We start from the raw sequence: 12545 nt of genomic DNA on the forward strand, positions 1-12545 counted from the left end.
TTATTGCGTCGGGGCTCACCTCTTCCCATTCCGAACAGAGAAGTTAAGCCCGATTGCGCAGATGGTACTGCAGTTATGTGGGAGAGTATGTCGCCGCCTTTCTTTTGAAAAGCCTGTTTCTAACGAAACAGGCTTTTTTGTTTTCAAGCGGTTCGGCGCAGTCACTGCGTTCGTGTCGCCGCCTTTTTTTAGTAACCCCAGCTTTTTAAGCTGGGGTTATTTTTTTTATAGGTACGCCGCGTTCCCCGCCAAGGCTGGTCGGTTCGCCGCCTTTTTTTGAAAAGCCTGTTCAAACGAACAGGCTTTTTTGTTTTTATGCGTTTTGTGGGCACGGATTATAAATCCGCGCTATCGGCTTTAATAGTTTTGCAGTACAACCCGTCAAGTATAGCCGTGGGTGAAGTGACAGCGCCCGAAGGGACTACAACGGAACACACGACGACTGGTCTGCAAATACAGCTGTTGTGCTTCAAAAAAAAATCCGACAAAGAGTCGGATTTTGTGTATTGTCTTAGTTGGTTACTTTCTTATTGGAACAAATTTGATGGAAACAGAATTCGTGCAAAAACGTTGTCCGGTTGTTTCTTTTGGACCGTCATCAAAAACGTGCCCCAAGTGTCCTTCGCATTTTGCACACATGACTTCGATGCGCTCCATGCCATAACTGTTGTCTTTTTTATAGATAACCGAACCTTTTATGGCTGAATCAAAGGAAGGCCAACCACAATGTGAGTCAAATTTTGTGTCGGAAGTAAATAAATCATTACCACATCCAGCACAAACATATTTTCCCATTTCAAAATGATTGTGATATTCCCCAGTAAATGGTCGCTCAGTACCTTTATTTCTCAATACGTCATATTCCAATTCGGAAAGTTTGGCTTTCCATTCGGCTTCGGTTTTTTTTACGGCAATGTTCATTGGTGTTGGGTTTTGGTTTTGACCGGTACAAGAGTACACAATACTTACTACAAGAATAACAGCTAGATTTCTCATGTGGGTTATTTTTTTTCAAATATAATCGAAGCAAAATAATTACTTAGTTAAACAAGATATAAAAAACATATACTAAGTGTTAATTTCTAGATCTTTAATGTAATCTTGATTTTCATAAAAAAACCGCTCAAATGCATCCATATTATCATTAAAAAACTCAAAAACAGCTTCCCAAGTGTTTTTGTTGTTTATACTAATGCCTGTTTTTTCAACCCAAACGCGGCTGATTATTTTTCCGCTTTCTAAATAATAATTACGCTCAAAAATGGCTTCTTCTATATATTTTTCTAAAAGAATGGTCTTCAACGAGAATACTTTTTCAAAGTAAATTTTTCTTTTTTCTTCATCTTTGGGCTCAATATCCAATAGCACTTGCGCTTTTTTATTATCAACATAAAATTTAAATGTGACATCTTTGATCTTGGTGTTGTAGAGTAACCATTTTCTAGGATAGGCTTCTGCGAATGCAATCCAAAAATCTTTTTTTATTTGTAGCGCTTCTTCTTTACTGAACATATTATTAATTTATGTAAGTTTACTCTGCTTAAAAATCATTATCTTTAAATGAATTAAATGCAATAGTATGCTTTTTACGGATTTTGTTAAACACCTTCCAAAGATAGAAAAAGAATCGCTGCTTTCTCGAGACGCACATATAAAAATGGCACCTTTAGAACGTATTTCTTATATGGATGAAACCCATTATTTGGATAAAAACCCTAAAAAAGCAGCTGTACTAATGTTATTTTATCCCAAAAACGAAACGACTCATTTGGCTTTGATTGTTCGAAATTCTTACCCAGGAGTGCATTCATCACAGATTGGGTTTCCAGGAGGTAAGGTGGAATTGTCCGATGCTAATTTGGCCGAAACGGCATTGCGTGAAACCCATGAGGAAGTTGGCATAGCGCCACATCAAATCCAATTGATTAAGACGTTTAGTGAAATTTACATTCCACCCAGTAATTTTTTAGTGGCACCCTTTATGGGGGTAGCACACGAAGAATTGACTTTTATCCCGGATCCTACAGAGGTTAAAAAAGTATTAGAACTTTCTGTTGCCGATTTTTTGGATGAGCAAATTCTTACAAAAGTAACAATGTCTACTTCCTACGCAGCTACTATTGAAGTCCCTGCTTTTCAGGTAGATAAGTATGTGGTTTGGGGTGCCACCGCAATGATGATGAGCGAATTAAAAGAAGTCATTAAGAATGCCATGTCCTACTAGTAAAAGCAATTATTTAAAAGTCCATCGTTAATTTGTGATTTTATTCATTTTTACTTTTTAAAATGCTCGATTTTACTACATTTGCCTACTTATTTTGTATAACCGTAATAGACTATGGGATTATTTAAAAGAAATCCTTTCGGACATATATTATTTTTAAAAACGTGGTTGATTCGCATCGCAGGGTTTTTAACCCATCGACGCTATAAGAGTTTCAATACGCTGCATATTGAAGGTTCTGAAATCATTCGGAATTTAACCGATACCAATGTTTTGTTTATTTCGAATCACCAAACGTATTTTGCAGATGTGGTGGCCATGTTTCATGTGTTTAATGCTAGTTTAAAAGGAAGGGAAAATAATATTAAAAATGTGTTTTATTTGTGGAATCCAAAGCTCAATTTATACTATGTTGCGGCTAAAGAAACCATGGAAGAAGGTTGGTTGCCTCGAATTTTAGCCTATGCTGGTGCTATTACTGTAGAACGTACTTGGCGAGCCAAAGGGAAAGATGTTGATGAAAAAAAAGAGGTCAATCCAAACGATACTGAAAACATTAAAATAGCTCTAGAAGACGGATGGGTTATTACCTTTCCTCAAGGTACCACACGATCTTTTAAACCCGTTCGAAAAGGAACAGCGCACATTATATTACAGCACAAACCCATTGTGGTTCCTATTGTAATTGATGGTTTTAGACGTTCTTTTGATCGCAAAGGATTGCTTATTAAAAAGAAAGGTATTTTACAGTCTATGGTGATTAAAGAACCGTTAAAAATAGATTATGAAACGGCTACTGTAGAGGATGTAGTAGAAATGATTGAATTTGCAATTGAACAACATCCTTCTTTATTAAAAGTACTCCCCGCTGAAGAATTGGAAGAAAAAGCGAAATTAGATAAAGAACGCATGTGGCGTTATTAATCGCAATAAAATAAAAAAAAGGGTATTGATCGTTCAATACCCTTTTTTTATAAATCCATTTTTTGGAGCTCTTTGTAATTTTTGTTCAAGCGGTGCAACAATATCCCGTAGAGTAATTTGTAAAAACCAATAATCAGCCCAAAAACCAATAGCAAACTGAATCCAAAAATAAGAATATAGGTTACTGTAGAAAATTCTGTATGCGAACCGTTACCATCTCCAATTCCTTTGTTGAATCCATCAATCACTCCAAATGTTCCCAAAAAGCAGCTGATAAATATATTCCAATAAATATAGAAATTAACAGTTTTTCGGGTTTTAAATATATCTTGTAACAGTTTTTTGGATGAATCCATCACACTGATGCTTTTATAATTTTTATAAAACAGGTAGATGAAGCCCAATAAAATAAAATAATTGGCTTTTTCAATAAGGTTCAAATAGGGGTGAAGCTTTTCAAAATTTTCAATTTCCTTATTGGAAATCACGAAGCCTAATCCGTTCAAGATTACAAATTCGAGTATGCTGATGATTAAGATCCACTTTACTATAGAAGATGATCTTTTGTGCAACATGTTGTAAATTTCGTTTTCAGAGACTTGATCAAAGATGTGCTCCTTTTTCTTCCAGTCTTTTTTTAATAGGTCTAATACATCCATAATTACGGATTTAATATTTTTTTTAATTTTCCCTTCACACGATTCATTTTTACCCGTGCATTCACTTCTGTAATTCCTAATGTTTCTGAAATTTCAGTATAGTCTTTATCTTCTAAATACAAGAAGACAAGTGCTTTTTCAATGTCATTTAGCTCGCTAATCGCGCTGTACAGTAATTTTAATCGTTCTTCTTCTTCAAAATTATAATCCTCTTGAGTAACCCTATGAAACGTATTATCAAATTCAATAGTATCAATGGTTCTCTTCTTTTTTCGGTATAAAGTGATGGCAGTGTTTAAGCCCACGCGGTAGGCCCAAGTAGTAAATTTTGAATCCCCTCTAAAGTTTGGAAAGGCTTTCCATAACTGAATGGTTATTTCTTGAAACAAATCTTTATGCGCATCGGCATCAGTAGTATATAACCGACAAATCTTGTGGATTATATTCTGATTTTCTTTGAGTTGTTTGACAAAAAGTGCTTCCGATTCAGATTTCATACTCATTGGTAGTTGAATGGTCTATTTTGTTACATTTTTTCGTACCCAATAACAAGTCCGACAAATTTACTATACCCTTCCATACCTTCTTTTTGTTGGTTGACTTTTAAGAATTTATCATAAAACCATTCAAAAAAGGTATTGATTGGTGTATTGTGTTGCGTCCAAAACAACTCGCTTTCCTCAAAATTTTTCAAGACACCTCTATTGATTTTTTTTAAAAAAGGTTTAGAGCTTCCTTCTTTTAATGCTTCTAGATTGGTAATGCCATAACGCAAAGCAAAACTATAGCCCGAATATTGAAAATACAAATCATCGTGTTTGCTGGCCGTAACAAATCCTATGAAATTGCATTCGCTTTCGCTGCCAATGCCCGTTTGATGTGCTATCTCATGACAGGTTGTTAAAGGCGATGTATATTTGGGCTTCAAATTATTGACCTGGGCTTCATGGGTAAATGGATTAAAATAACCACCAAATCCCATATAACTTAAAGGCAAACTAAATAAAGAGTTTTTAATGCTTTGGTTTTTGTAATGGAATTCGTTTAAATCGCGTGGTAGTTTTTGGTATCCTTTTACGGCTAAATTGTAAATTTCCGCATCCGAATAGGGAATTACTACAGCTACAGCATCTTTTTTTGTGATTTGCAATTGCAGTTCATTGGTTTTGACCAACATTTTTTCGGTAAAAATGCGCAATTGTTCAACCGAATAGTCTTTGTTTAGCTGTAGTTTTTCGTGCAACGGAACCCGGTAATAGTTCATGCCCCAAAGCAAATGGAAGAAAAAATAAAACACCGAAATCCAACTCAAAATGGCCCATCCGTTATTTTTCCATTCGGTAAAAAAACCAACTCGGTGTTTCCAAATCCATCGAATTAAGAATCCTATCACGATAAAATAAAGTACATCGCCAAACGAAAAGGGCAACCCACCCCATGCCGTTCGAAAGGCATGGGTTAACTTGGGATAAAAACCTTTGCTGTACCAAGTTTCAACAAAATCAGGAAATAAACCTATCGTTTTTACCACGATGATTTGTAGGATAAGGGACAATGGAAGGATGAATTTTCTTTTCACAGCATTTTTTAAAACGTAAATATAATCACAATTCAATTTGTAAAGCAATTTTACTTTGTAACTTTGTTACCATAAACTTGAAACTTGAAACAAAAAAATATGAGCCAAGAAATTAGAAATCTGGAGCCCAAACCGCTTTGGAATAAATTTGCCGATTTAAATGCGGTACCGCGTCCGTCTAAAAAAGAAGAGCGTGTGATTGAATTCATGAAGAATTTCGGAAATAGTTTAGGACTAGAAGCGTTTGAAGACGAAATTAGAAACGTAATCATTCGCAAGCCTGCAACTCCCGGAATGGAAAACCGCAAACCGATTGTCCTTCAAGGGCATTTGGACATGGTGCATCAAAAAAATAACGATACTACTTTTGATTTTGATACCCAAGGAATTGATATGTATGTCGATGGTGATTGGGTTCGTGCCCGCGGAACAACGCTTGGGGCTGATAATGGGCTAGGAGTAGCGATGATTATGGCGATATTGGAAGCAACTACTATCAAACATCCTGCTATTGAAGCTTTGTTTACAATAGACGAAGAAACCGGAATGACCGGTGCTTTGAACTTAAAAGGTGGTATACTTAAAGGTGAAATTTTATTGAATTTAGATACCGAAGAAGACGACGAAATTGACATCGGTTGTGCGGGTGGCATCGACGTAACTGCTACAAGAAGTTACAGCGAAGAAGAAACGCCCGAAAGTTCTGTGGGATATACCATTACCGTTAAAGGTTTACAAGGTGGGCATTCTGGAATGGATATTCACAAAGGATTAGGAAATGCCAACAAAATTATGAACCGTTTGTTGTTTGACGGGTTTGAGAATTTTGGGTTACAAATTGCTGAAGTTTCGGGCGGAAGTTTACGCAATGCCATTCCGAGAGAAAGTGTCGCTAAAGTTATTATTGCCGAAATGTATGATGAAGCCTTTGTGTTTGACATGCAAGAAGTAATTGGTGATATCAAAACCGAATTCAAAACGATGGAACCCAATTTAACCATTGCTATCGTTAAAAACGATGTGGTTCCAGCGAAAGTAATGGATTTAGGCGTACAAGAAGGTTTACTACGAGCGATCTATGCGGCACACAATGGCGTGTATAGAATGTCGGCCGATATGGAAGATTTGGTAGAAACTTCGAATAACATTGCTCGTGTGATTGTGAAAGACGGACACATTTCGATTCAGAATTTAACGCGTTCATCCGTTGAAACTTCTAAAATGGATTTGGCCAATGCTTTGCGTTCTGCATACGAATTGTTTGGTTGCGAAGTAGAGTTTGGTGGAAGCTACCCCGGTTGGACACCCAACGTAAATTCTGAAATTTTAGAGGTACTGACATCAATTTACGAAAAACAAAACGGCTCTGCTCCAAAAGTAGTGGCATGCCATGCTGGATTAGAATGCGGTATTTTAGGTACGAATTATCCCAACATGGACATGATTTCTTTTGGACCCACTATTCACGGCGCACACAGCCCGGATGAAAGAGCCTCCATTTCATCGTCACAGAAGTTTTGGAAGTTTGTTGTGGAAATTTTAGAAAATATTCCAGTAAAGAATTAAGCGTATAGAAAATAGCGTATATATAGAATCCCGATTTACATCGGGATTTTTTTGTTTCATGGAGTATCATTTGCTATGTTGAGAGTAGTTCCGCACTAAAAAGATAAAAAACCGATTGCAATATTAAAGTTTTGGAAATTTGCATCTCAATCATAAAATTTCTGTAAGTACTGAAGAAGAACACAACGAAAACCGCAGAGTTAAAATTTAAATTATTGAAATTTAACTTTGGTAATTTTATCTTATATTGCGTCTAAAATAGCCTTATGAAATATTTCGGATTAATACTGTTTTTTTGCATCGGTTTTTGTGGCTTTTCGCAAGAGCAATTCACGGTGTATTTTGAAACTAATAAATTTGAATTGCAACCTGCCGAATTGAGCAAATTAAATGATTGGATAGTCCAAAATAAAACTTCAAAAATTTTATCGATAACAGGTTCAACCGACGAAGTTGGTTCAATAGGCTACAATGATACCTTGTCGCAAAAAAGAGTTCGCTATATTTTTGATCAAGTCAATGGAAAAATCAACATTAGATCTGATTATAAAAGCATTTCTTTGGGCGAAAAAGGCGCTACCTCTCTTAATAAAGCCGAAAATCGAAAAGCAACTCTACATTTCTTGACAGAAAAAGAGGTATACAAGGAAAATGAAATTTTAGGAATAGTAACGCCTATTGATGTGCCGCCTCTTCCTGAGAATGCTACCTTAGCAGAAAAAGTTAAATGGGCTAAAGTGGGAACAAAAATTGTATTAAAAAACATTAATTTTTATCAAAATACATTTGCTACGGTTCCCGAATCGCAAGGAGCCCTTTATGATTTGCTGTTTGTACTGCAAAATAACGAAAATCTTAAAATCGAGATTCAAGGTCATATTTGTTGTATCGATAAAGATTATCGCAATTTGTCGTCTGATCGAGCCAAACAAATTAAGCGGTTTTTGGTATACAATGGCATACCACAGTATCGCATACAAACGAAAGGTTTTGGAGTGTCGCAACCCATTTTTCCAATTCCTGAAGCAAACGAAGTGCAGGCAGCTGCTAACAGACGTGTAGAAATCGAAATACTAAGCAAATAAATATACCTATGAAAAAGATAACGTACTTTGTACTTATGTTGGGCTTGTTCGTAAGCATGAGTTGTGATAAATGTTTGGAAGGTGATCGGGCTACACCGGCTTCCTTTTTTGTGAATGTTATTGGAAATTATTCCCAACAAAATGTTTTTGAAAATGAAACGTTTTTGCCTACACAAATTAGCGTAGTTGATTCAGAGGGAGAAGCGATTCCGTTTCGCTTCATTCCCAATTCAAATTTGATTCAGTTGTTTCCTGATACTCGAAATTTGACCAATAATTCCTTAATTATAACCTTATCAAACGAGGAAACATCAGCCTTTAGTGAAATTACCATTACACATGATGTTTCCGAAAAAGTTGAAGAATGTTATACCTCATTTACCATAGAAAACATTCAAACAACACAACATGTTTCAGAGGTGGTAGACGGAATTTATGTGATAAAAATCTAATTTTTTCTAAATTCAGACTTCTAAATTCTAAATTTTAAAACTATCTTTGCAAGACAACAACAACACAATATATTCATGAGTTCTGACACTAGCAATCGCTATAATTTACGCGGAGTTTCGGCTTCAAAAGAAGATGTACATCTCGCGATAAAAAACATCGATAAAGGTTTGTTTCCGCAGGCATTTTGTAAAATCATCCCAGATTATTTAACGAATGATGACCAATATTGCATTATTATGCATGCCGATGGAGCTGGTACAAAATCGTCTTTGGCTTATATGTATTGGAAAGAAACGGGTGATGTTTCGGTTTGGAAAGGCATTGCGCAAGATGCGTTAATTATGAATATTGACGATTTATTGTGTGTAGGAGCAACCGATAATATTTTATTGTCTTCTACCATCGGAAGAAATAAAAATCTAATTCCAGCTGAAGTTATTTCGGCAATTATCAACGGTACAGAAGAACTAATTTTGGAATTGAAAAAACACGGTGTTACCATACATTCAACAGGAGGTGAAACTGCCGATGTGGGTGATTTGGTTCGAACTATTATTGTAGATTCTACCGTTACGGCTCGTATGAAACGTGCCGATGTAATTGATAATGCGACTATTCAAGCGGGTGATGTCATTGTTGGATTGGCCTCTTTTGGTCAAGCAACTTATGAAACCGAGTACAATGGCGGTATGGGAAGTAATGGTTTAACTTCCGCACGTCACGATGTTTTTGCCAACTATTTGGCGTCCAAATACCCTGAAAGTTTTGATGCTTCGGTTCCTAATGAATTGGTGTATTCGGGTCAAACTCAATTGACAGATTCGGTTGAAAATAGTCCAATTAATGCCGGTAAATTAGTGTTGTCTCCTACTAGAACGTACGCTCCAGTGATTAAAAAGATACTATCAAAATACAATTCAAATCAAATCCACGGTATGGTGCATTGCAGTGGAGGTGCGCAAACCAAAGTGCTGCATTTTGTAAACAACGTTCACGTAATTAAGGATAATTTGTTTCCAGTACCCCCTTTATTCCAATTGATTCAAGAGAATTCTAAAACCGATTGGAAAGAAATGTACCAGGTTTTCAATTGTGGTCATCGTATGGAATTGTATGTTCCTGCAGATGTAGCGCAAGACATTGTTGAAATTTCAAAATCATTTCATATAGATGCACAGATTGTTGGTCGCGTTGAAACATCCGATCGAAAAAAATTAACCATAGTTTCGGAATACGGAACATTTGAATATTAATATTATAGTGATTAGTGAAGAGTAATTAGTAATTAGTTTCTATTATTAGTCAAAAAATAAAATAAAACACACAACTGAGTTTTAAGTTTTTTTTCGTAAAGTTTTTAACTTCCGACTTCTAACTTCTAACTTCAAACTTTAAAATAATGAACAACGTATTAATTTTAGATTTCGGTTCGCAATACACCCAATTAATTGCACGTAGAGTAAGAGAACTGAATATTTTTTGTGAAATTTTCCCATTCGATAAAATCCCATCGGATTTATCGTCTTATAAAGCGGTAATCTTAGGCGGAAGTCCATGTTCGGTGCGATCAGAAGAAGCATTGCATCCAGATTTATCTGAAATTAGAGGTATAAAACCTTTGTTAGCGGTTTGTTATGGTGCACAATATTTAGCGCATTTTTCAGGTGGCGAAGTAGCCGCTTCCAATACTAGAGAATACGGAAGAGCCAATCTTTCTTTCATTAAAGAAAACGAAGTGTTTTTGGAAGGCGTTTCAGAAAACAGCCAAGTATGGATGTCGCATTCCGATTCCATCAAAAAATTACCTACAAACGGAGTCATGATTGCCAGTACAAAAGATGTGGCAAATGCAGCGTATAAAATTGAAGGCGAAACGACTTATGCCATTCAATTTCACCCAGAGGTTTACCACTCTACTGATGGAAAACAAATGTTAGAAAATTTCTTAGTTAAAATTGCAAAAGTGGAACAAACCTTCACTCCAAATGCATTTGTGGAAGAAGTAATTGCAGATATGAAAGCCAAAATTGGTGATGATAAAGTAGTTTTAGGATTATCTGGCGGAGTGGATTCTACAGTAGCTGCGGTTTTATTAAATAAAGCCATTGGTGAAAACTTATACTGTATTTTTGTAAACAATGGATTATTGCGTAAAAATGAATTCCAAAACGTATTGGATCAATATAAAGGAATGGGATTGAACGTAAAAGGAGTTGATGCTTCGGTACGTTTTCTGGATGCCTTAGCGGGTTTAGATGATCCAGAAGCCAAACGAAAAGCGATTGGAAAAGCATTTATCGAAGTTTTTGATGATGAAGCACACCAACTGACCGATGTAAAATGGTTGGGTCAAGGTACCATATATCCCGATGTTATTGAATCTGTTTCGGCAACGGGCGGTCCATCTGCAACCATTAAATCACATCACAATGTAGGTGGTTTACCTGATTTTATGAAATTAAAAGTGGTAGAGCCTTTGCGTATGTTGTTCAAAGATGAAGTACGTCGCGTAGGGAGATCCTTGGGTATTGATGATGAATTATTAGGACGTCATCCGTTTCCTGGACCCGGATTAGCGATTCGTATTTTAGGCGATATTACCGCCGAAAAAGTAGCTATTTTACAAGAAGTAGATGCCGTTTTTATCAACGGATTAAAAGAACACGGATTATACGATAAAGTATGGCAAGCAGGAGCGATCTTATTGCCGGTAAACAGTGTAGGGGTAATGGGAGATGAGCGTACCTATGAAAAAGTTGTAGCGTTACGCGCAGTGGAATCTACCGACGGTATGACTGCCGATTGGGTACATTTGCCTTATGAGTTTTTAATGAAAATTTCAAATGAAATAATTAATAACGTTCGAGGGGTCAATCGTGTGGTCTATGACATTAGTTCAAAACCACCCGCAACCATTGAATGGGAATAAATACGATAGGATGAAAAAGATTTGGGTGCTCATTTTATGTTTGAATTTTGTTTTTGTTTTCGGACAAAAGCAAGCAACACATGTTGTAGCTAAAGGGGAAACCTTGTATGCTATTGCCAAAAAATATGAAATATCACCTAATGAAATCCTCAAACTCAATCCGGAAGCCAGTACTGGAATCAAAGAAAATCAAACCTTGATGATTCCTGCTAAAAATGGTTTTTCAGCCCTTGTAACTTCGGCAAACGATACCACCTACGTGGTTCAAAAAGGAGAAACTTTATATGCTATTTCTAGAAAATTCGGAATTACTGTTGAGGCAATATTAGCTAAAAATCCATCGGTGAAAGAGGCATTGTCGGAAGGATTCCAATTGATATTGCCTACCAAAAAGAATGCACTTCCGCTAAGTGTCATAGCCAAAGAAAAACTAGATTTGCTGCAAACGGTTTCCAAAACAAAAACTAGAAATCTGGTTTTGTTTATGCCCTTTAACATCAATAAAATTGAAAACGATTCGCTTAAAACCCGAACAGAGCATCTAAAAACCAATAAATTTTTAAACCTAACATTAGATTATTATTCAGGTGCCTTGATGGCAATTGATTCGGCTAGGGCATTAGGAATTCCGGTCAATGTAAAAATTTATGATGTGGAAAGTTCAAAATACACCTCTAATGTGGCATCAATTATTGCTAAAAACGATTTTTCAAATGTTGATGTGGTAATTGGTCCTTTCCAAAATTCATTTGTGGAAACTACAGCACAATTGCTATCAAAATATGATATTCCGGTCATATCGCCGCTATCAAAAGAACGCGGTTCATCCTTTCCTAATTTGTATTATGCAATCCCTTCGGAAGACCAATTGAAAGCTAAATTATTTCAATATTTCAAGCTAAAAAACGGGAATGTTGTTGCCATTATTAGTACAAAAAAAGAAGCTTCAAAAGAGTATTTGACAAAAAACTATCCTTGGGTTAAACAAGCTGCTTTTAACGATAAAGGAGCTCTTGATGTGGCGCAATTCAAATCGCAATTGGTCAAAGGAAAAACCAATTTTGTAGTGTTAGAAATAGAAAAAGCAAGTACGATTCTTAGTATTACGAATCTGTTGAAAGGATTG

Annotated in this window: 13 protein-coding genes and 1 rRNA gene; 9 read left to right on the forward strand and 5 right to left on the reverse strand. The window is 36.1% G+C overall.

What is annotated here, in order from left to right:
- Nucleotides 1-102 (forward strand): 5S ribosomal RNA (gene rrf, locus ACIQ6Z_RS07115); the annotation flags it as partial.
- Nucleotides 103-519: 417 nt separating this feature from the next.
- Here the strand turns inward: rrf and msrB are convergent.
- Nucleotides 520-996, reverse strand: coding sequence for a peptide-methionine (R)-S-oxide reductase MsrB (msrB, locus tag ACIQ6Z_RS07120; protein ID WP_396210224.1), 477 nt, complete (start codon nt 994-996; stop codon nt 520-522).
- A gap of 72 nt (nt 997-1068) precedes the next feature.
- On the reverse strand, nt 1069-1512 hold the full coding sequence (locus ACIQ6Z_RS07125) for a DUF4268 domain-containing protein (protein ID WP_396210225.1): 444 nt from the start codon (nt 1510-1512) through the stop codon (nt 1069-1071).
- A 67-nt stretch (nt 1513-1579) separates the two neighbouring features.
- Here ACIQ6Z_RS07125 and ACIQ6Z_RS07130 point away from each other — a divergent pair, with 67 nt between their 5' ends.
- On the forward strand, nt 1580-2224 hold the full coding sequence (locus tag ACIQ6Z_RS07130) for an NUDIX hydrolase (protein WP_396210226.1): 645 nt from the start codon (nt 1580-1582) through the stop codon (nt 2222-2224).
- A 114-nt stretch (nt 2225-2338) separates the two neighbouring features.
- Entirely contained in the window at nt 2339-3148 is an 810-nt protein-coding gene (locus ACIQ6Z_RS07135; protein ID WP_396210227.1) for a lysophospholipid acyltransferase family protein, read from the forward strand.
- A gap of 47 nt (nt 3149-3195) precedes the next feature.
- Here the strand turns inward: ACIQ6Z_RS07135 and ACIQ6Z_RS07140 are convergent, their stop codons facing one another.
- From ACIQ6Z_RS07140 to ACIQ6Z_RS07150, 3 genes are read right to left on the reverse strand one after another with little or no spacing between them, the layout of a single operon-like run.
- The gene (locus ACIQ6Z_RS07140) at nt 3196-3807 is read right to left on the reverse strand and encodes a hypothetical protein (protein WP_396210228.1); all 612 of its coding nucleotides are present in this window, start codon (nt 3805-3807) and stop codon (nt 3196-3198) included.
- Between the two features lie 2 nt (nt 3808-3809).
- Nucleotides 3810-4304 carry an RNA polymerase sigma factor gene (locus ACIQ6Z_RS07145; RefSeq protein WP_396210229.1) on the reverse strand — a complete coding sequence of 165 codons (495 nt, stop codon included), beginning with the start codon at nt 4302-4304 and terminating at the stop codon, nt 3810-3812.
- A 29-nt stretch (nt 4305-4333) separates the two neighbouring features.
- A complete protein-coding gene (locus ACIQ6Z_RS07150; protein ID WP_396210230.1) occupies nt 4334-5386 on the reverse strand; it encodes a DUF3810 domain-containing protein in 1053 nt (350 codons plus the stop codon).
- A 99-nt stretch (nt 5387-5485) separates the two neighbouring features.
- Between ACIQ6Z_RS07150 and ACIQ6Z_RS07155 the strand changes: the two genes are divergently transcribed.
- From ACIQ6Z_RS07155 to ACIQ6Z_RS07180, 6 genes are all read left to right on the forward strand, one after another.
- Nucleotides 5486-6952 (forward strand): aminoacyl-histidine dipeptidase, encoded by a 1467-nt coding sequence (locus ACIQ6Z_RS07155; protein WP_396210231.1) that lies wholly within the window; start codon nt 5486-5488, stop codon nt 6950-6952.
- A 266-nt stretch (nt 6953-7218) separates the two neighbouring features.
- On the forward strand, nt 7219-8037 hold the full coding sequence (locus tag ACIQ6Z_RS07160; protein WP_396210232.1) for an OmpA family protein: 819 nt from the start codon (nt 7219-7221) through the stop codon (nt 8035-8037).
- Nucleotides 8038-8045: 8 nt separating this feature from the next.
- On the forward strand, nt 8046-8489 hold the full coding sequence (locus ACIQ6Z_RS07165; protein ID WP_396210233.1) for a hypothetical protein: 444 nt from the start codon (nt 8046-8048) through the stop codon (nt 8487-8489).
- Nucleotides 8490-8564: 75 nt separating this feature from the next.
- Complete coding sequence (locus ACIQ6Z_RS07170; RefSeq protein WP_396210234.1) at nt 8565-9743, forward strand: AIR synthase related protein; 1179 nt, start codon at nt 8565-8567, stop codon at nt 9741-9743.
- Nucleotides 9744-9886: 143 nt separating this feature from the next.
- Nucleotides 9887-11419, forward strand: a complete 1533-nt coding sequence (gene guaA, locus ACIQ6Z_RS07175; RefSeq protein ID WP_396210236.1) for a glutamine-hydrolyzing GMP synthase — start codon at nt 9887-9889, stop codon at nt 11417-11419.
- A 10-nt stretch (nt 11420-11429) separates the two neighbouring features.
- Nucleotides 11430-12545 (forward strand): LysM peptidoglycan-binding domain-containing protein (locus ACIQ6Z_RS07180; RefSeq protein ID WP_396210235.1); only part of this gene is annotated, 1116 nt, incomplete at its 3' end.

This window comes from Flavobacterium sp., from assembly GCF_044376915.1.
Classification (GTDB): domain Bacteria; phylum Bacteroidota; class Bacteroidia; order Flavobacteriales; family Flavobacteriaceae; genus Flavobacterium.